Consider the following 18,355-nt stretch of genomic DNA (forward strand, 5'->3'; position numbering starts at 1 on the left):
ATGCAAAAATCTGTTGGCATCGGTTATTCGTGCGCTGTGAGCCGCCGACGCATCGTCGCTGCGGTGCGATTGCGCGTTATGGCATCATCGAACGCTGTTACAAACAGGCGCGAAACAGGCGCAAAGCCGGGAGCAAACATGGCGTGCGAAGCACAATGCCGCTGAATCCGAAGATCAAGGACATCCTGGAGATGATCGAGCGCGCGAAGCGCCCGCCATTTCATGAACTGACGCCGCAGCAGGCGCGCGCGTCCTATGAAAAAAGCGCGCCGATTCTCGAGATCGCGAGCGCGCCGATGTTCTCGATCGAAGACCTCGCGGTGCCGGTGCGTAAAGGCACGGTGGGCACGCCGGACACAACGATCCGTGTGCGCCTCTATCAGCCCGTCGAGCCGCATTGGGCCCAGCCGGCGCCCGTGCTCGTCTATTTTCATGGCGGCGGCTTCACGGTCGGCAGCGTCGCGACGCACGATGCAATTTGCCGGATGTTCGCGCGCGACGCGCAATGCGCGGTGCTCTCAGTCGATTATCGGCTCGCACCCGAGCGCAAGTTTCCGACTGCCGTGAACGACGCATTCGACGCATTGCGCTGGCTGTATGAAAATGCGGCCGCATATGGGATCGACGCATCGCGAATCGCGCTCGGCGGCGACAGCGCGGGCGGCACGCTCGCGACGGTGGGCGCGGTGCTGGCGCGCGACGCCGGTATTCCGATTGTTTTGCAGTTACTGGTCTACCCGGGCACCTCGAGCCATCAGCAGACCGATTCGCATGCGCGGCTCGCGAACGGCTATCTGTTGCCGGCTACGACGATCCAGTGGTTCTTCACGCAGTATCTGCGCGATGCCGGAGACCGCCTCGACTGGCGCTTCGCGCCGCTCGACGGCACGCGCGGCGCGCCGGATTTCAGCGGCGTCGCGCCCGCGTGGATCGCGACCGCCGAATACGATCCGCTCAGCGACGAGGGCGCCGCCTACGCGGACAAGCTGCGCGCGGCCGGCAACGCGGTTACGCTCAAGCGCTACGACGGCATGATTCACGAGTTCTTCAAGATGGGCGGCTACGTGCCCGAGGTCGCGCAAGCACATGCCGATGCGGCCGCCGCGCTGCGCGCGGCATTCGGCATCGATTGAATGCGACGCGTACCGACGCCGCTCACGCCTCGATATCGAACGCGAAGCTGCGTTCCGAGTTGCCGGGCCGCTTGATGATGTGGGAGCCGTTGTCGTCGCTGCGCTCTGTGGTTTGCACGCTGTAACGCGTGCTTTTACCGTGACCTTGCGCAAGCACGCGCAAGGCAGTCGTCCCGCGCGTGCCGTAGTCGGGCATTTCGATAAACGCGGCCGACAGCGCGCGTTCGAATTCCAGCGTCACGCCGGTGGCCGGCAATTCGTCGTCGCGTGCGATGCGCGTGTCGCGCATCAAGTCGATCAGATCGTCGAGCGGCGCGAGCGGGTTGCGCGCCAGGGTATCGGCGAGCGCCGCACGCTGGTTGACGAGTTTCGGCCACGGCGTATCGAGCACCGCATTCGAAATGCCGTGTGTGCCTTCGGCGAGCGGCGCCGGCGCCCGCGGCGAGCGGTTGCAGTACCACGCGAGTTCGCGCCGCGTCCAGTCGCCGACCAGCAGATTGAAGCCGCTGTACATGTCGCCGTTTTGCGCGACTTCGTTCAGATACTCGAGCGGCGCCGCGCCTCGTTCGCGCGTGAGCCAGTTGCTGACCAGCGCGCCGCGTGTCGGCGCATCGGGGCGCGTCGCGTTCGGCGCGCGATAGTTGGTGAGCGCTGCGAAACGCCCGTCGCGCGTCATGCCAAGCCATGTGCCTCCGCCCGTCAGATCGCGGCCCGCGAGCAGCGCCGGCGCGTCCTGCCACCAGTGCATCGGTTCGGCCGTGCGGCGCAGGAATTCGTCGCGGTTCGCGGCGAGCGTGAAGAGCGGGCCCCCGGTTGCGGCGGGCCGCCAGTCGAAGACGATCAGGCACATCGTATGGAGTCGCTTTTTATAGGTGGTAGGAGCGGCTGGCGTGCAGGGAGGTGAAGCCGCTAAAGCGACAATGATGGCAGGGATTCGATATTCAAGCTGATGCCGGCCATCGACGCGCTGGGCGCAAGCCGGATCGGGCGACGGCACGCGCATCGGCCCGCGCGCTCGCCCGAGGGCGGCGCGCGGCGCGTATCGTGTCTCAGGAAAAAGGAGAGGGGACCGACGAAGGTATGGCTCAGGCGTCGGCAGGCAGTGCGTAGGGCAAGGGCAAGAACGTCAGCTCCGGTCCGTCCGCCGAACCCAGACGAACAGTGCCGGCCTCCAGCGCCGCGAGTTTCATTTCGACGAGCATATCGACGCCGCCGTCCGGCGCCGCGGCGGCGTTGACGACCATCCCGCACGGCTGGGCCGCATCGTCGGCGTGAAAGAGCTCGGTGCCCGGCAGCACGGTTTCGGGCTCGCCCGCGACATTCGCAAGCGCGGTGCGCCGCTTGATCGTGCCGCGATACTGGCTGCGCGCGACGATTTCCTGGCCCGGATAGCAGCCCTTGCGGAAGTTGACGCCACCGAGCACGTCGTAGTTGACCATCTGCGGGACGAACTGCTCGACGACGCGCTGCGTGATGCGCGGCTCGCCCGCGCGGATGTCGAGCCAGTCCCACACCGCGGCGGTCGCGCGCGTGAGCTTTGCATCGAGCGCGGGCAGGCGTGCCTCGACGTCGGCCTTCGGCCCGACCCACAGATAACGCAGGCGCCCAGCCGCATCCGGCACGCGAATCAGCGACCCGTGAGGACCGTCGACTTTCACGTGCACGCCATCGGGCAATGCGTCGAACACCGTCGACAACGCGTCGCGCACGTCGCCGGCAAAGCCGACGGCGGCGAGCGTGCCGCTGGCATCGGCAAGCTTCGCCTTGGCGCGCAGCACGAACATCGACAGGCGCTTCTGCACGGCGGCCTGCACGTCCTGCGCGACGAGGAGACGGATGATGTCGCCGTCGCGCCACGTGAGGAACGACGCGAGCAGACGTCCCTTCGCCGTGCAGTAGCCGGCCAGACGCGCGCTTGCCGCGTCGAGATGCTGCGTATCGTTGGTGAGCTGGCTGTGCAGGAACGTCGCGGCATCGTCGCCGGCGACATCGATCACGCCGAATTGCGTGAGCGGCATATAGGCGCCGCGCGACAGCGCGGCGTCGAAGTCGTCGCGCGCCGGCCGCGGCAGCGGGGCAAGCGGCGGCACGGGCGCGGCCGGCGCAAGCGGCCCGCGCGCGGCAGCGCCCGCGGTGACGGAGCCAGAAGTAGAACCGGAAGCGGAACCCGCGACAGAAGTGGAATCTTGCGATGCGTTCATGGAGGAGGAAACCAGGTAGGCCATGACTCGGGATAAGGCGACCAGTTATTATATGGGTCTTCACCCGAGCCTTGTCCCGCATGACCCTTTTGAAGAAATGTCTCCTGGCCGGCGCGGCGCTCGTCGTGCTGGCCGCGGCGGCTGCCGCCGGCGGATATCACTGGGCCACCACGCCGGTCAATCTGGCCACTCCCCAACTGGACGTTACGATCAAGCCGCACGGCACGCTGCGCGGTGTGACCGCGCAGCTGAACCGCGGCGGCGTGCCGGTCGAGCCCGAACTGTTCGTGCTGATGGCGCGCGTGCTCGGCCTGCAGGCGGCGCTGAAGTCGGGAAACTACGAGTTCAGGCAGGGCATCACGCCGTACGAAGTGCTGCAGAAAATCGCCCGCGGCGACGTGAACGAATACGTCGCCACGGTGATCGAAGGCTGGACCTTCAAACGGATGCGCGCGGAACTCGATGCGAACCCGGCGTTGCGGCACGATTCCGTGGGCCTGACCGACGCCGACCTGCTGAAGGCGATCGGCGCGCAGCAAACGCCGAGCGGCAACGCGGAGGGCCTGTTTTTCCCGGACACCTATCTATTCGACAAGAATACGAGCGACCTCGACGTCTATCGCCGCGCGTACCGGCTCATGCAGCTGCGTATCGACGAGGCATGGGCGACGCGCGCGGCAGGCCTGCCGTACCGCACGCCGTATGAAGCACTAACCATGGCGTCGATCATCGAGAAGGAAACGGGCAAGGCGTCGGACCGGCCGATGGTGGCCGGCGTATTCGCGAACCGGCTCAAGGTGGGCATGCCGCTGCAGACGGACCCGACGGTCATCTACGGCATGGGCGAAAGCTACACGGGCCATCTGCACAAGCGCGACCTGCAGACGGACACTCCTTACAATACCTACACGCGCCAGGGCTTGCCGCCGTCGCCGATCTCGCTGCCGGGCGTCGCTTCGCTGCAGGCGGCGCTCAATCCGGCGCAGACGAGCGCGCTGTATTTCGTGTCGCGCGGCGACGGCAGCAGTATCTTTTCAGACTCACTCGGCGATCATAACAAGGCCGTCGACAAATACATTCGAGGGCAATAATGGCGCGCGGCAAATTCATCACATTCGAGGGCATCGACGGCGCGGGCAAGACCACGCACCTCGGCTGGTTCCGGGAACGGCTCGAGGCGAAGGTGGCGGGCAGCGGCCGGTCGGTGGTCGTCACGCGCGAGCCGGGCGGCACGCCGCTGGGCGAAGCGCTGCGCGATATCCTGCTGCACCAGCCGATGGATCTCGAAACCGAAGCATTGCTGATGTTCGCGGCGCGCCGCGAACATCTTGCGCAGGTGATCGAACCGGCGCTCGCGCGCGGCGACTGGGTGCTGTCCGACCGTTTCACCGATGCGACCTTCGCCTACCAGGGCGGCGGGCGCGGCTTGCCGCGCGACAAGCTCGAAGCGCTCGAGCGCTGGGTGCAGGGCGGTTTCCAGCCCGATCTCACGGTGCTGTTCGACGTGCCGCCGGACACCGCGAGCGCGCGCCGCGGCGCCGTGCGCGCGCCGGACCGTTTCGAAGGCGAATCGGACGCGTTTTTCGCGCGCACGCGGGCCGAGTACCTGCGGCGCGCCGAAGAGGCGCCGTACCGGTTCGCGATTATCGATTCGACGGCGAGCGTGCCTTATATTCAGAGGCAGCTTGAAGAATTGATTGTAAATATCTGAATTTAAAAAGAATGATCTATCCCTGGCAAATCGAGGAGTGGAATCGCCTGCAGCAATTGCGCAGTGCGTGGCCGCATGCGCTGCTGCTGCACGGCCAGGCCGGCATCGGCAAGCTGCATTTCGCGCAGCATCTCGCCCAGGGCTTGCTGTGCGAGGCGCCGCAGGCCGACGGCCAGCCGTGCGGACAATGCGCGGCCTGCAACTGGTTCGTGCAAGGCAATCATCCCGACTACCGGATCGTGCTGCCCGAAGCGCTGGCGGCCGAAGCGGGCTTCGTCGCGTCGAACGGCGACGAGAAAGCCGATAAGGCGGCAGACAAAGCCGACGCCGACGACAGCAAGAAGACCCGCGCGCCGAGCAAGGAAATCCGCATCGAACAGGTGCGCGCGCTGCTCGACTTCTGCGGCGTGGGCTCGCATCGTGGCGGCGTGCGCGTCGTCGTGCTGTATCCGGCCGAGGCGCTCAATGTCGCGGCCGCGAACGCGCTCCTGAAGACGCTCGAAGAACCGCCCGCGGGCGTGGTATTCCTGATGGTGTCGGCGCGCATCGACCGGCTGTTGCCGACCATCATCAGCCGCTGCCGCCAGTGGCCGATGCCGACGCCGGCGTCCGACGCGGCGGCGGCATGGCTCGCCGCTCAGGATATCGACGACGCCCGCGCGCTGCTGGCCGAAGCGGGCGGCGCGCCGCTCGCGGCGCTGGCCCTCGCGCACGACGAAAACCGCACGCTGCGCGACTGGACGCTGCAGCAACTCGCGGCCGGTCGCGACTGCGATGCGTTCGCCTGCGGCGAAACGCTGCAAAAGCTGCCGGTGCCGCTCGTGCTGGGCTGGCTGCAGCGCTGGCTCTACGATCTGCTCGCGCAGCGCACGGCCGGCGCGCCGCGTTATTTCCCGGGCGCAACGGCCGCGCTCGCGCGCTGTGCGCAGGAGGCCGACGCCGGCGCCTTCGCGCGCTTTATGAAAACCGTCACGCGGCAGCGCGCCGTCGAAAACCATCCGCTCAATGCGCGGCTGGTTTTCGAAGAGCTGTTTCTCGGCTATCGCGACCTGTTCGCCTAGCGCACAGGCTTGAACGCGTCAGCCGGGCGCGCGTCGCCCGACTGGCCCGTGCCTGGCTACGCGACTCGCCAGGGACTCACCAGGGATTCACCAGGATTCGATAGGACCTGCCATGTTTGTCGATTCACACTGCCATATCAATTTCGAAGGACTCGCCGACCGCCTGCCGCAGGTGCTCGACAAGATGCGCGAACATGCGGTCACGCATGCGCTGTGCGTCTCGGTCGATCTCGAAACGCTGCCGTCGGTGCTCGATATCGCCGCGCGGCACGACAATATCTACGCGTCGGTCGGCGTGCATCCGGACCATGAAGATATGCGCGAGCCGAGCGTCGCTGAGCTCGTCGAGCTGGCGAAGCACCCGAAGGTGATCGCAATCGGCGAGACGGGCCTCGACTACTACCGCCTCGAAGGCCGCACGATCGACGATATGGAATGGCAGCGCGAGCGCTTTCGCACGCATATCCGCGCTGCGCACGCAACGAAAAAGCCGCTCATCATCCACACGCGCGCGTCGGCCGACGACACGCTGCGCATCATGGCCGAAGAGCGTGCGGGCGACACGGGCGGCGTCATGCATTGCTTCACCGAACCGTGGCCGGTTGCCGAGCGGGCGCTCGAACAGAACTTCTATATCTCGCTGTCGGGCATCGTCACATTCAAGAGCGCGGCCGATGTGCAGGACGTCGCGCGCCGCGTGCCGCTCGATCGTCTGCTGATCGAAACGGACTCGCCGTACCTCGCGCCGGTGCCGTATCGCGGCAAGCCCAATGAACCTGCGTACGTAAGTTATGTCGGACGCTTCATCGCGCAGCAGCGCGAAATGACCGACGAGGAACTGGCCGCGGCAACGACGCGTAACTTCTTCCAGCTGTTCGGTCTGCAGACACCGGCCGGCGCTTAAGCCGGCATGCCGTCCCTAGTTTTGGACGTTTTATTTTGATATCAATAAGATATCGAATACTTTTAAAGTTAAATATGCAGAACTATTTCACAGAACTCCTGATTCGTGGGCAGCGCCAACCGCGTGAATCGCGCCTCGGCGTCGCGCTGGCCACCATGCGTACCTTCGCGGCCGGCATCGTCGCCTGCGCCGCATTTGCCGCGCTCGTTTCGCAGCCGGCAGCGGCCGCGCCGCGGGACACGATGATCAAGGCCGTCAAGTTCGACGACGTGAGCGAAGTGAAGAAGCAGCTGGCCAACGGCATGGATCCGAACATGACCGACGACTACGGTTTCCCGCTGCTCGTGCTGGCCGCGCGCGAAAAATCGGACAACGTCGTGGCGCTGCTGCTCGCCAATCCGAAGACGAACATCGAGATCGTCGACAAGGCCGGCGAAAACGCAATGATGATGGCGGCGCTGAACGGCGACGTCGAACTTGTGAAGCTGCTGATCTCGAAGGACGCCGAGGTCAACAAGAAGGGCTGGGCGCCGCTGCACTACGCGGCGACCAACGGCCACGACGACGTCGTGAAGGTACTGCTCGACAACTCCGCCTATATCGATGCCGGTTCGCCGAACGGCACGACGCCGTTGATGATGGCCGCGCGCGGCGGACATGTATCGACGGTGAAGCTGCTGCTCGATAACGGCGCGGATCTGAACGTGAAGAACCAGCTGGGCCTGACCGCGCTCGACTTCGCGAAGCAGTACAAGGAACCGGATGTCGTCGACGGGTTGACGGCGCGCATGAAGCAGGTCCAGCAACAGCAGCCCGCCGGCGGCGCTGCGCCGGCGTCGCAAAACAGTGCAAAATAGCGGACCGGCCGAAGCACGGAGTGGCCGGAAAAAATCTGCTCCGCTTATACCTCGAAGGATCAACATGCTGCGGGTTCTGATTTGCGCCAGCGTGCTCGCCGTGCCGCTGACGGCGAACGCGTTTACGGGGGCCGACCTCAACAAGCTGTGTACGAAGACCGATATCGCATCGCGAAGCGCGTGCGGTGCGTATATCGAAGGCGCGGCTGACGGGGTATTCAATACGATCGATGCGATCGGCGGCACGACCGGGCCGCGCGTCGGGCAGTACTTCTGCCTGCCGCCTGAGGCGCGCTCACAGCAGTTGACCGATGCGGTACGCAAATACATCGCGGAAAATCCGAATGCAGCGAGCTTCAACGCGAGCACGGCAGTGTCGCTCGGGCTCGGCAAGGCGTTTCCGTGTAAAGGGTCGAACTGAAAACGAACTGAGGGGCGAACGGGCGCGTGTGCCTGAGCGCGCCACGTGATCTTCGTACCCAGATGCTTGACTACCCGTACTATTCGTAGCACCGGCAGTATCCCCAAGGCGGTTTGCCCGCGCACGGCGCGGCGTCTGCCTTCCTCCGCCTGAGCCGTCAGGCACGGGCACGAGCGCTGCTTCTCCGCTCGGCCTGCCCGAGGGAAGCGCCTCAGGTGGTACCGCATGTAGCACCTCATGTGGCACCTCAGGTAGCACTTCAGGCAACGCATCGCGCGCAACGTGCGCGCACAGTCCGCCGCTCATTGGCTGCTCATCAACTGCGCATCGACGCCTGAGCCGCGCGGACCCGGCCCTTGGCTCAAGGCTTTGCGCCGGCCCCTTTCTCCGTAACCTTGACGAGGAATCATTGCGTTGATGGTGACGTTCGACGACTTCAGCCGCATTGCCGCGGCACCGCTTCATTCGTGGCTCGGCACGCTCGTCGTGTCCGTATGCCTGGTCGCATTCGCCAGTGGCGTGCACTGGCTCGGGCAGCGCGTGCTGATGCGCATCGCGCGTCCGTATCCGCTGATGAGCGTCGTGCTGCGCCACATCGGCCGGCCGGCGCAGTTCGTGATGGCCATCGTCGCGCTCGAGATCGTCTGGTGGGAAGCGCCCGATACGCTGCTGCTGATCGGCGGCTTACGCGATGCGGCCGCGTTCGCATTGATTGCGGCCATCACGTGGCTCACGGTGCGCATCGCGGCCTCGATCGGCGAAGCGATCGTCGCCGCGCATCCGCTCGATACCGCCGACAACCTGCAGGCGCGCCGCATTCATACGCAGGCGCGCGTGCTCGCGCGCTCGGTGATGGTGGTGATCGTCATTATCGGCATCGGCGCGGCGCTGATGACTTTCCCGAATGTCCGGCAAATCGGCGCGAGCCTGCTGGCGTCGGCCGGTGTCGCCGGTCTGGTCGCCGGTATTGCGGCGCGGCCGGTGCTCGGCAATCTGATCGCGGGCTTGCAGATCGCGTTGTCGCAGCCGATCCGCCTCGACGACGTGGTCGTGATCGAAGGCGAGTGGGGGCGCATCGAGGAGATTACCGGCACTTATGTGTCGGTGCGCCTGTGGGACCAGCGGCGCCTGATTGTGCCGCTGCAATGGTTCATCGAAAATCCGTTTCAGAACTGGACGCGCAACGATGCGCAGATTGTCGGCAGCGTGTTCATGTTCGTCGATTACCGGATGCCGCTGGCGCCGTTGCGCGACGAACTCGCGCGCATCGTCGAGGCGGCGCCGGAATGGGACGGCCGCGTGCAGGTGCTGCAGGTTACCGATGCGACCGAGCGCGCGATGCAGTTGCGCGTGCTGGTCAGTTCGAACGATTCGGGGCTGAACTGGGACTTGCGCTGCCGCGTCCGCGAAGGGCTGTTGAGGTTTGTGCAGCGGCACTATCCGCAGTATCTGCCGCGCGCGCGGGCCGATCTTGCGGCGAACTGGGGCGCCGGTTCCGGCGATCTGGCGCACGCGGCTGAAGGTATCGCCGCGAACCCGACCGGTGCTGCGACGGACACCGGCGAGCTAGACTGGATGCCGAAGGCGACGCCCGCGCCGGCATCGAGCACCGCGGCGGACACCGCGGCCGACCCGGTGGCGAAACGAAGCGGGCGCGGCGAGCGCGGCAAGTCCGATGAGCAGTCCAATCAGCTGCCTGATGAACAGCCCAATGAGCCGCACAACGAGGCATCCAACGAGAAGCGCGGAGCAGAGACGCGCAGCGAACCGGGCCGCGAGCGCATACCCGATCGCACAACCTGACCGCGCACGCAACACAGCGTCGGACCGCATCGCCGCACCGCATCGCCGCCGCGCAACCGGATGTTTGTGCAACCGATCCGCCGCAACGCCGGTCGAACCAGATACAAGGCTCGGCCTGATCTGAACCGTAACCGGACAAGGAGGACTACAGCATGGGCCGACTGATCGTCGTATCGAATCGCGTGGCGACACCGACCGAAACCAAAGGCTCCGCAGGCGGGCTCGCGGTCGGCGTGTTCGGCGCGTTAAAGGACACGGGCGGCGTCTGGTTCGGATGGAGCGGCGATGTCGTCAGCGAGACGGTCGCGAACGCGGGTCCGACGCTCGAGCAGGATGGGGCGGTGACCTTCGCCACCGTGGGCCTGACCCGCAAGGACTACGACCAGTACTACCGCGGTTTTTCGAACGCGACGCTCTGGCCGGTGTTCCACTATCGCAACGACCTCGCGCGCTATGAGCGCGACGAATACGCGGGCTACCGGCGCGTCAACGCATGGCTTGCGCATAAGCTCGTCAAGCTGCTGCAGCCCGACGACATCATCTGGGCGCACGACTACCACCTCCTGCCGTTCGCCGAAGCATTGCGGGCCGAAGGCGTCACGAACCGGATCGGCTTCTTTCTGCATATTCCGTTTCCGTCGCCGCAGATTCTCATCAACATTCCGCCGCATGAAGAGCTCGTGAAGTCGCTGTGCTGTTACGACCTGATCGGCTTTCAGACCGATACGGATCAACTGGCGTTTCACGACTATATCGAGCGCCACGCGCGCGGCACCGTGAAGCCGGGCGGGAATGTCGAAGCGTTCGGCCGCAAGCTGCGCACGGGTGTCTATCGCATCGGCGTGTTTCCCGACGAGATCGCCGAGCAGGCCAAGCGCTACGAGAGCCGGCAGCATGTGATGGATCTCAAGCAGAGCCTCGAAGGGCGCAAGCTGATCATGAGCGTCGACCGGCTCGATTATTCGAAAGGGCTCGTCGAGCGTTTCCGCGCCTTCGAGCAGCTGCTCGAGCGCTCGCCCGAATGGCGCGGCAACGTCACGCTCGTGCAGATCGCGCCGCCCACGCGCGCCGATGTGTCGACGTATCAGCATATCCGTCAGGACCTCGAATATGAAGCAGGACGCATCAACGGCCGCTACTCGGGCCTCGACTACACGCCGATCCGCTATCTGAACCAGCGCTACGACCGCTGGAAGCTGATGTCGCTGTTCCGCGAATCGCAGATCGGCTTCGTCACGCCGCTGCATGACGGCATGAACCTCGTCGCGAAGGAATACGTCGCCGCGCAGAACCCGGACGATCCGGGCGTGCTCGTGCTGTCGATGTTCGCGGGCGCCGCGGCCGAGCTGACCGGCTCGCTGATCGTGAATCCGCACGATTCGGTAGGCATGTGCGAGGCCTTGCAGCGCGCGCTGTCGATGCCGGTCGACGAACGCCAGCGCCGCTACGAAATGAATATGGCCGCGCTGCGCAAGAACGACCTCGGCGTGTGGCGCGATACGTATCTGCGCGATCTGCGCGCGGTGCCGCTTATGAAGGCTGCGCCGAATGGCGCGCATGGCACGGGCGCTGGCGCGTCGCGCAAGACCCAGGATGGGGCGCCGGACGACGCGCCAGCGGCATCCTGAGCGCCGCGCCGCGGCGCATTTACTCCGCATTTACTCCGCATTTACCCAACAACAAGACAACCTGCGTGCTAACCACACTCGCGATCGCCAACTACCGCTCGCTGCGCGACATGATCGTGCCGCTTGGCCGGCTCAATGTCGTGACCGGACCGAACGGCAGCGGCAAATCGAACGTCTATCGCGCGCTGCGGCTGCTCGCGGCGACCGCGCGCGGCGGCGTGATTCCGTCGCTGGCGCGCGAAGGCGGCCTGCAGTCGACGCTATGGGCGGGGCCCGAACGCTTCTCGCGCGCGATGCGTGAAGGCGAGCAGCCGGTGCAGGGCACGCGCCGCCACGAGCCCGTGAACCTGCGTCTGGGCTTTGCCGGCGACGAGTTCGGTTATGCGATCGACCTCGGCCTGCCGATTCCAGGCCCAACGCAGTTCGGGCTCGACCCCGTCATCAAACGCGAATGTATCTGGAGCGGACCAGTCTTGCGGCCCTCGGCGCTGCTCGTCGACCGGCACGGCGCGTCGCTGCGCACGCGCGCCGACGACGGCGACTGGCAGACCGTGCCGCAAACCGTGGCGAGCTTCGACAGCATGATGACCGAGTTCGCCGACCCGCGCGGCGCGCCGGAAATGCTCGCAGTGCGCGAGCAGATCCGCTCGTGGCGCTTCTACGACTACTTTCGCACCGACGCGACCGCGCCGGCGCGGCTGCCGCAAATCGGCACGCATACGCCGGTGCTCGCCGACGACGGCGCCGATCTTGCCGCCGCGCTGCAGACGATCCGCGAAATCGGTTCGCCGCGCGCCCTCGACGACGCGGTCAGCGATGCGTTTCCGGGTTCGCGCATCGACATCGCGAACCTCGACGGACGCTTCGAAGTGACGATGCGGCAACATGGGTTGCTCAGGCCATTGAAGGCCGCCGAACTGTCGGACGGCACGCTGCGCTATCTGCTGCTGATCGCAGCGCTGCTGACGCCGAGGCCGCCGGCGCTGCTGGTGCTGAACGAACCGGAGACGAGCCTGCATCCGGACCTGTTGCCCGCGCTCGGAAGGTTGATCGCGCAAGCATCGGCGCATTCGCAGATGCTGGTCGTCTCGCACGCGGTGCGCCTGATTGCGGCACTCGAGCGCGAAAGCGACAGCCAGTCGCTGGTGCTTGAGAAGGAACTCGGCGCTACGCGCATCGCGGGCGCGGACGAGCTCGACATCCCGGCGTGGAAGTGGCCGGCGCGCTAGGACGCACGCTGCATGGCCATTCGTGAGCGAATGTTTCCCGACTGTAACAGCGCTCTGCAAGTGAAATAGACGCGGTTTTTTTCGTCAGTCCAGGCAATAATCGAGTCACGAAAGCAAAACGACAGAAAACGACAGGCAAATCGCCATAAGAGACAAGGCACAAAGCCATTGCGCATGGGAGGCTGGCATGCGGAGCGGATCGCGTGGTCGCGCATAGCCGACCCTGCGGTTCGCTCCAATTGCTCGCTGGCCTACCGCACTGGCATACTCGCTCGCCACTACGGAGACGCCATGAGAATTGCGCAGATCGCCCCCTTGACCGAATCGGTCCCGCCGAAGCTCTACGGCGGCACCGAGCGTGTCGTGTCGTACATCACCGAGGCGCTCGTCGACCTCGGCCACGACGTGACGCTCTTTGCAAGCGGCGATTCGGTGACGAACGCGAAGCTCGAAGCGGTCTGGCCGCGCGCGCTGCGCCTCGATCCCGGCATTCGCGACCGCGTCGCGCCGCATATGCTGCTGATGGAACTGGTGCGCCGCCAGGCCGATCAGTTCGACGTGCTGCATTTTCATATGGATTACTACTCGTTCTCGGTGTTCAAGCGCCAGGAAACGCCGTTTGTCACGACGTTGCACGGCCGTCTCGATCTGCCCGAGCAGCAACCGGTGTTCGACACGTTCAATACCGCGCCCGTTATTTCGATTTCGAACGCGCAGCGCCAGCCGTTGCCGCAGGCGCGCTGGCTCACGACCGTCTACCATGGGCTGCCCGAGACGCTGTATACGCCGCAGCCCGTCGAGCAGAAGTACCTCGCGTTTCTCGGCCGGATCTCGCCGGAGAAGCGCGTCGATACGGCGATTCGCATCGCGGGCCGCTGCGGCTTGCCGATCCGCATCGCGGCGAAAGTCGACGCGGCCGACCGCGAGTATTTCGAGCGCGATATCAAGCCGCTTCTCGAATTGCCGTACGTCGAATTCATCGGCGAGATCGCCGACGAGCAGAAGGCCGAATTTCTGTCGGGCGCGCATGCGCTGCTGTTTCCGATCGACTGGCCGGAGCCGTTCGGCCTCGTGATGATCGAGGCGATGGCGTGCGGCACGCCCGTGGTCGCGTTTAATCGCGGCTCGGTGCCTGAAGTGCTCGATGACGGCGTATCGGGTTTTATCGTCGAAGACGAGATCGGCGCGGTCGCGGCATTGAACCGCTTGCACAAGCTGCCGCGCGCCGGTGTGCGGCAACGCTTCGAAGAGCGCTTCACATCGCATCGCATGGCTCAGCAATATGTGGATGCGTATCAGTCGGTGATTCGCGCGCAAAAGCGCTCGCGCTTCAAGGTGATCGATACGTCGACCAGCACGTGATGTGACGCCGGCGGCGCGAGTGCGGCTACCCGGGACGAGAGGGTTCGGGCAGCCGCTGACGCGTTTGATGGGTGCCGGCGCGTGCCTTTAAGGAAAGTACTGCTACACCCGTTTAGCCATGTTCGCCAAAGCCGCAGCGGGTGGCGATATGCATCGACGATTGATCGCGCGGCAGAATATCCGTCATGGTTGGACGCTGGACTCGAACATCGTCATGCGGCTTGTGCTGATAAGAGGGCAGTCGGACACCCCGAACGGAATCTGTCGTTTTGAGGCGGTTCAATTCATCGACGAGCGATTGTGCGTTGCTGTTGTCTACGCGACCGAACGCATACGAAGTATTTGAAACGTTCATTTCCAAAATCTCCATTCTGAAAAGACGGTTTCCCGATCCACTGCATCGCTGGGATCATGGGTTAGCTGATGGGGAGGGCGGCGTCGAAGCGAACACGGCCACCGTGTTGCGCCTGCCATGCGCGGCGTCGATACCTGCGCAAGCGCCAACGTCAGTATTGTGGCGCGCGAGTTTCAATGTATGCGGCGAGCCTGGCTGCGGTATATCGTGCGGCATCGTCCTTGCCCTTGTTACCCGACGGGCAACCCGCGATACCGCCCCCCGGGTCGGTGCAACCGCAACCGGAATGACGACGTTTCACTTCCGTGCGCTCATGGTGATGCTGGTCTCTGCCGTGCGGAATGCCATGCGGGGGCACCTGCGGGGTGAGCTGAACAGGGTGGCTGTTGAGCAACGGGAAATTTGAAATATTCATTTCGAAGACCTCCGGTTCGAGAAGGAAATATCAGCCTCTCCGCGATTCCAGATGGAAAGGTGGAACGGTCGGCTCAGGTTGCTTCGTGGCGAAGCGAACCTGAATTGATTCTCGCGAATCGTGGACTCCGGAGGCGCTATCGGGCTATGACCTGGGATATGACTTCGGGCGGGCAGCTGGGGCTATGACCCGGGCGATCACTTCAGGCGAAGCCGTGAGCCGGGCGCAAACAAAACCCCACGCCTGCGCCAAACGTGGGGTTGATCTTCGATGTTCTGTCGCGTCGCGCCTGCGGTGCGCGACGGACGACGCGTCGCGTCAGATCTTCAGCTTCGATACTTTCGTGCCGGCCAGCGACACGTCGGCCATCAAGCCCGCATTGGTCAGGATGAACACCTCGACCGGGGCCGTTGCCGTGGTCGAATCGACCGCGCCGTTCGCGCCGACCTTCACGAGCGCGACCGACGCATCGGCGCCGACCGACCAGCCGTCCGCGCTGCGGAAGCGATCGAGTGCATCCTGCGTCATGAAGCAGAAAATGATGGCCTTCGATTGCGCGCCTGCTTGCAGACCAAACGAGCCCGACACGGTGCTGTAGTACCCGACCGAGCTGCCGCCCACGCGCAGCGCGCCTTCGCCGTATTGGCCGCCGACGATGAAGCCGACCTGAAGCACGGAGGGGAAGACGAGTACGCCGCGCGACTTCGCGACCAGTTCGCGCGAACCGGTGACCGTGGAATAGAGCCGGGACATCGTGCCGTCGACGCTCGCGTCGATCGACTGGCGCTTCGACATATCGGTCGCGGCCGATTCTCCCGACTTCCCGGTGGTGGTGCAGCCTGCCAGTGCAAGACTTCCGAAAGCGAGCGCAGCGCTACTTTTTAGAATGAAGTTTCGTCTTTGCATCGTTTTTCTCCATCGTGGTTCCGGGGATGCAGCCTCTCAGTACACGCGGGTTGCCGTTTAGTTATAACACACAGATGAGTAAAGAGTGCCTTTTGGGGGCTGCCCGCAGCGCCTTGTGTGATGGGCGTTTCCGGCCGTGAGGCCGGAACTTCGGGTAAATCTGACCTCGCAAATGACGCACACGGCATCGCCGCGCACCGCGGATTCGCATGGCGCGCGGCGCTTGCCGCAGCGGCTTTCCGCTGATGATTGGCAGGCTACGCGACACCTGCAAAAGCGGGTGTTTTTACTGCGTTCGCACAACCTTGATGGCCCATTGAAATGATTTTGAAAGTGTTGCGGTTGCGCATCAGCGCGCGAGCCTAGCGATTCGCTGTGCCTTTGCCCGATTGCTGGGATGAACCCGGCGATGGGCCCGGCACTGCGGCGCCCGATGTGACGTGACCTGCAACGTGATTCGTGACGTGACCCGCAACGTGACTCGCAGGCGGCCGGCGCAGCGCCCGCCGGATGCCGCCGATCAGCACGCCGATGACGAAGAGCGTCGCCGCCGGCACGACCCAGTAGCCTACGAAGGCGTGCCACAGGTACGAGGCGAGGGTCTTGCGCCGCAGGTTATATTCGTCGACCGCTTCCTGCTGGCGCGGCGCGTTCGCGGCGAGCACCTCCGCCGGACAGCCGGCGTCGCGCGCGACCTCGGGCTTGCCGTGGCACCGTGCCGGCGCACCGGCGGCACGCTGCGCGTCGGTGAACTGCCAGCTTGTGAGTGCATTGTTCAGGTCGACCCGGTTATAGGCCATCTCCTCCTGAATCTCGCGCACCGCGACAATCCCCACCGGCACCGACCAGAAGATGATCGTGACGAGCCAGCGGCGCAGCCATCGATTCTTGTGTCTCCCAACCATTGTTGCCTCCGTGCATGCGCTTCGGCATACGACCAAGCGGGCGGCCCTTGCTGGTGTGTCGGCTTGTCTTTTGTATTGCGTATTGTGGGCCGTCTGTGCCGCCATCATAGAAGAAAACGGACGCGGCGTAACTTGGCGATCTCAGGGGGAGCGCAAATGCTTGCGGGTGCAACGAAGATGATCCATCGGACATAAGCGCGCCGGTTGACGCGCGGGCATCACGCTCGTGCGGGACGCTCAGGCAGGACCCTCAGGCAGGACGCTCAAGCAGGACGCTCAAGCAGGACGCTCAAGCAGGACGCTCAAGCAGGACGCTCAAGCAGGACGCGATGCATGCGGGCGCGAAGCGAGCGGCCAACCGGCGCGTTGCGCGAACGCGCCGGCTCAGGCCCGGCGATCCGCCTGGTCTGCGCCAGGCGGCGGATTAGCCCTTGCTTTCTAGCCCTTGTTGCTCAGGCAGGTCTTCATGAACGCCTTGCGGTCGTCGCCTTTCTTGTCGCCGGCCTGGACGTTGCACGCCTTCATCTTTTCCTGCTGTGTCATCGGCGCCGAAGCGGCCATTGCCGACGATGCCGACAGGCAGTTCTTCATAAACGCCTTGCGGTCATCGCCTTTCTTGTCGCCCGCCTGCTTGTTGCACATCGTCATTTTGTTCTGCTGGCTGTTTTCGGCGAAAGCGGGTGCCGCGAGCAGTCCGCCAAGCACGAGTGCGGCGATTGCGGATTGGATCTTCATGGGACCTCCATCGGTTATCGGTTATTCGTCGTTATGTGACCCGGGGCCAAGGCGTCCGGCTGGTTGACTACGCCATCGTATTGAATGGTAATTGTCAGAACGGGCAAACGGGCGCGCCGGTTGACGGTTATGTGCGCCGGCGGGGCAGGTGTTTCCCTGGTATTTGGGTAAAGCGAGTATGGCGGCATGCCTGAACGCACAATCTGAACGTCGCGCTATACCGCGTCTCTGCTCATTCGCTTATTTGCTCATTTAAGCATTCATCCATTCACTCGCTTTCCCGATAAGGAGACTCGCGATGCATTACCTGTTGATGTACGACCTCGTCGACGATTACCTCGAGCGGCGCGGCGAATATCGCGCCGAGCATCTGAAGCTCGCATGGGAATCGGCCGGGCGCGGCGAACTGCAACTCGGCGGCGCGGTCGGCGAACCGGTCGACCTGGCGGTGCTGCTTTTCAGCAGCGAGTCCTCGAAGGTGGCCGAAGACTTCGCGAAAGCCGATCCGTATGTCCGTTCGGGGCTCGTCAAGCGCTGGCGCGTGCGTCCGTGGACAACGGTAGTCGGTGAGGATGCCGCAACTCCTGTGCGTTGAAAGCGGAGCAAGTGGAGGCTCGCGGCTTGCACGCCGTCATTCACGATTTGCGTTCATCGTCAGGATGACGATCGGGATAGGCTCATGAGCGCCGCGCATATCGGCTGGCCCATCGGCAATGAAGCGGCGGCAAT

19 protein-coding genes are annotated in these 18,355 nt (G+C 64.6%); 12 read left to right on the forward strand and 7 right to left on the reverse strand.

The features are described 5' to 3' along the window. Positions 1-155: 155 nt before the first annotated feature. Entirely contained in the window at positions 156-1,133 is a 978-nt protein-coding gene (locus tag KZJ38_RS10595; RefSeq protein WP_219800233.1) for an alpha/beta hydrolase, read from the forward strand. Between the two features lie 22 nt (positions 1,134-1,155). Here the strand turns inward: KZJ38_RS10595 and KZJ38_RS10600 are convergent, their stop codons facing one another. Both KZJ38_RS10600 and ygfZ read right to left on the reverse strand, forming a co-directional pair. After that, positions 1,156-1,983 carry an NRDE family protein gene (locus tag KZJ38_RS10600; RefSeq protein WP_219799987.1) on the reverse strand — a complete coding sequence of 276 codons (828 nt, stop codon included), beginning with the start codon at positions 1,981-1,983 and terminating at the stop codon, positions 1,156-1,158. A gap of 235 nt (positions 1,984-2,218) precedes the next feature. After that, the gene (gene ygfZ / locus KZJ38_RS10605; protein WP_219799988.1) at positions 2,219-3,334 is read right to left on the reverse strand and encodes a CAF17-like 4Fe-4S cluster assembly/insertion protein YgfZ; all 1,116 of its coding nucleotides are present in this window, start codon (positions 3,332-3,334) and stop codon (positions 2,219-2,221) included. A gap of 80 nt (positions 3,335-3,414) precedes the next feature. Between ygfZ and mltG the strand changes: the two genes are divergently transcribed. The 10 genes from mltG (at position 3,415) to KZJ38_RS10655 (ending at position 14,310) form a co-directional block, all read left to right on the forward strand. Further along, complete coding sequence (mltG, locus tag KZJ38_RS10610; protein ID WP_219799989.1) at positions 3,415-4,425, forward strand: endolytic transglycosylase MltG; 1,011 nt, start codon at positions 3,415-3,417, stop codon at positions 4,423-4,425. Then, positions 4,425-5,045: a dTMP kinase gene (tmk, locus tag KZJ38_RS10615; protein WP_219799990.1), complete on the forward strand. Its 621-nt coding sequence runs from the start codon at positions 4,425-4,427 to the stop codon at positions 5,043-5,045. The genes mltG and tmk overlap by 1 nt, the downstream gene beginning before the upstream one ends. Before the next feature lie 11 nt (positions 5,046-5,056). Continuing rightward, positions 5,057-6,106 carry a DNA polymerase III subunit delta' gene (locus tag KZJ38_RS10620; RefSeq protein ID WP_219799991.1) on the forward strand — a complete coding sequence of 350 codons (1,050 nt, stop codon included), beginning with the start codon at positions 5,057-5,059 and terminating at the stop codon, positions 6,104-6,106. A 112-nt stretch (positions 6,107-6,218) separates the two neighbouring features. Continuing rightward, positions 6,219-7,010 carry a TatD family hydrolase gene (locus KZJ38_RS10625; protein ID WP_219799992.1) on the forward strand — a complete coding sequence of 264 codons (792 nt, stop codon included), beginning with the start codon at positions 6,219-6,221 and terminating at the stop codon, positions 7,008-7,010. 155 nt (positions 7,011-7,165) lie between these two features. Further along, positions 7,166-7,867 (forward strand): ankyrin repeat domain-containing protein, encoded by a 702-nt coding sequence (locus KZJ38_RS10630; RefSeq protein ID WP_246641756.1) that lies wholly within the window; start codon positions 7,166-7,168, stop codon positions 7,865-7,867. A 64-nt stretch (positions 7,868-7,931) separates the two neighbouring features. Next, positions 7,932-8,288: a Rap1a/Tai family immunity protein gene (locus KZJ38_RS10635; protein ID WP_219799994.1), complete on the forward strand. Its 357-nt coding sequence runs from the start codon at positions 7,932-7,934 to the stop codon at positions 8,286-8,288. 417 nt (positions 8,289-8,705) lie between these two features. Beyond that, positions 8,706-10,091 carry a mechanosensitive ion channel family protein gene (locus tag KZJ38_RS10640; RefSeq protein ID WP_219799995.1) on the forward strand — a complete coding sequence of 462 codons (1,386 nt, stop codon included), beginning with the start codon at positions 8,706-8,708 and terminating at the stop codon, positions 10,089-10,091. 152 nt (positions 10,092-10,243) lie between these two features. Continuing rightward, positions 10,244-11,719: an alpha,alpha-trehalose-phosphate synthase (UDP-forming) gene (gene otsA / locus KZJ38_RS10645; RefSeq protein ID WP_219799996.1), complete on the forward strand. Its 1,476-nt coding sequence runs from the start codon at positions 10,244-10,246 to the stop codon at positions 11,717-11,719. Between the two features lie 110 nt (positions 11,720-11,829). Then, positions 11,830-12,948: an AAA family ATPase gene (locus KZJ38_RS10650; protein ID WP_219800235.1), complete on the forward strand. Its 1,119-nt coding sequence runs from the start codon at positions 11,830-11,832 to the stop codon at positions 12,946-12,948. 291 nt (positions 12,949-13,239) lie between these two features. After that, a complete protein-coding gene (locus tag KZJ38_RS10655; protein ID WP_219799997.1) occupies positions 13,240-14,310 on the forward strand; it encodes a glycosyltransferase family 4 protein in 1,071 nt (356 codons plus the stop codon). 112 nt (positions 14,311-14,422) lie between these two features. On the opposite strand, the gene KZJ38_RS10660 is transcribed toward KZJ38_RS10655, so the two are convergent. From KZJ38_RS10660 to KZJ38_RS10680, 5 genes are all read right to left on the reverse strand, one after another. Next, positions 14,423-14,665, reverse strand: coding sequence for a hypothetical protein (locus tag KZJ38_RS10660; protein ID WP_219799998.1), 243 nt, complete (start codon positions 14,663-14,665; stop codon positions 14,423-14,425). 151 nt (positions 14,666-14,816) lie between these two features. Then, positions 14,817-15,080: a hypothetical protein gene (locus KZJ38_RS10665; protein WP_219799999.1), complete on the reverse strand. Its 264-nt coding sequence runs from the start codon at positions 15,078-15,080 to the stop codon at positions 14,817-14,819. A 318-nt stretch (positions 15,081-15,398) separates the two neighbouring features. Continuing rightward, positions 15,399-15,986: a BPSL1445 family SYLF domain-containing lipoprotein gene (locus KZJ38_RS10670; RefSeq protein ID WP_219800000.1), complete on the reverse strand. Its 588-nt coding sequence runs from the start codon at positions 15,984-15,986 to the stop codon at positions 15,399-15,401. A 362-nt stretch (positions 15,987-16,348) separates the two neighbouring features. Then, positions 16,349-16,891, reverse strand: coding sequence for a hypothetical protein (locus KZJ38_RS10675; RefSeq protein ID WP_246641711.1), 543 nt, complete (start codon positions 16,889-16,891; stop codon positions 16,349-16,351). A gap of 438 nt (positions 16,892-17,329) precedes the next feature. After that, the gene (locus tag KZJ38_RS10680) at positions 17,330-17,626 is read right to left on the reverse strand and encodes a PsiF family protein (RefSeq protein ID WP_219800001.1); all 297 of its coding nucleotides are present in this window, start codon (positions 17,624-17,626) and stop codon (positions 17,330-17,332) included. Positions 17,627-17,924: 298 nt separating this feature from the next. On the opposite strand from KZJ38_RS10680, the gene KZJ38_RS10685 reads away from it, so the two are divergent. Continuing rightward, complete coding sequence (locus KZJ38_RS10685) at positions 17,925-18,221, forward strand: YciI-like protein (RefSeq protein ID WP_219800002.1); 297 nt, start codon at positions 17,925-17,927, stop codon at positions 18,219-18,221. The last annotated feature ends 134 nt before the right edge of the window (positions 18,222-18,355 follow it).

Source organism: Paraburkholderia edwinii (assembly GCF_019428685.1).
Taxonomy (GTDB): domain Bacteria; phylum Pseudomonadota; class Gammaproteobacteria; order Burkholderiales; family Burkholderiaceae; genus Paraburkholderia; species Paraburkholderia edwinii.

Coding starts and splice junctions, on each gene's coding strand:
- KZJ38_RS10595 (WP_219800233.1), top strand. CDS start 156: ATGCCGCTGAATCCGAAGATCAAGGACATCCTGGAGATGATCGAGCGC.
- KZJ38_RS10600 (WP_219799987.1), bottom strand. CDS start 1,983: ATGTGCCTGATCGTCTTCGACTGGCGGCCCGCCGCAACCGGGGGCCCG.
- ygfZ (WP_219799988.1), bottom strand. CDS start 3,334: ATGAACGCATCGCAAGATTCCACTTCTGTCGCGGGTTCCGCTTCCGGT.
- mltG (WP_219799989.1), top strand. CDS start 3,415: ATGACCCTTTTGAAGAAATGTCTCCTGGCCGGCGCGGCGCTCGTCGTG.
- tmk (WP_219799990.1), top strand. CDS start 4,425: ATGGCGCGCGGCAAATTCATCACATTCGAGGGCATCGACGGCGCGGGC.
- KZJ38_RS10620 (WP_219799991.1), top strand. CDS start 5,057: ATGATCTATCCCTGGCAAATCGAGGAGTGGAATCGCCTGCAGCAATTG.
- KZJ38_RS10625 (WP_219799992.1), top strand. CDS start 6,219: ATGTTTGTCGATTCACACTGCCATATCAATTTCGAAGGACTCGCCGAC.
- KZJ38_RS10630 (WP_246641756.1), top strand. CDS start 7,166: ATGCGTACCTTCGCGGCCGGCATCGTCGCCTGCGCCGCATTTGCCGCG.
- KZJ38_RS10635 (WP_219799994.1), top strand. CDS start 7,932: ATGCTGCGGGTTCTGATTTGCGCCAGCGTGCTCGCCGTGCCGCTGACG.
- KZJ38_RS10640 (WP_219799995.1), top strand. CDS start 8,706: ATGGTGACGTTCGACGACTTCAGCCGCATTGCCGCGGCACCGCTTCAT.
- otsA (WP_219799996.1), top strand. CDS start 10,244: ATGGGCCGACTGATCGTCGTATCGAATCGCGTGGCGACACCGACCGAA.
- KZJ38_RS10650 (WP_219800235.1), top strand. CDS start 11,830: ATGATCGTGCCGCTTGGCCGGCTCAATGTCGTGACCGGACCGAACGGC.
- KZJ38_RS10655 (WP_219799997.1), top strand. CDS start 13,240: ATGAGAATTGCGCAGATCGCCCCCTTGACCGAATCGGTCCCGCCGAAG.
- KZJ38_RS10660 (WP_219799998.1), bottom strand. CDS start 14,665: ATGAACGTTTCAAATACTTCGTATGCGTTCGGTCGCGTAGACAACAGC.
- KZJ38_RS10665 (WP_219799999.1), bottom strand. CDS start 15,080: ATGAATATTTCAAATTTCCCGTTGCTCAACAGCCACCCTGTTCAGCTC.
- KZJ38_RS10670 (WP_219800000.1), bottom strand. CDS start 15,986: ATGCAAAGACGAAACTTCATTCTAAAAAGTAGCGCTGCGCTCGCTTTC.
- KZJ38_RS10675 (WP_246641711.1), bottom strand. CDS start 16,891: ATGGTTGGGAGACACAAGAATCGATGGCTGCGCCGCTGGCTCGTCACG.
- KZJ38_RS10680 (WP_219800001.1), bottom strand. CDS start 17,626: ATGAAGATCCAATCCGCAATCGCCGCACTCGTGCTTGGCGGACTGCTC.
- KZJ38_RS10685 (WP_219800002.1), top strand. CDS start 17,925: ATGCATTACCTGTTGATGTACGACCTCGTCGACGATTACCTCGAGCGG.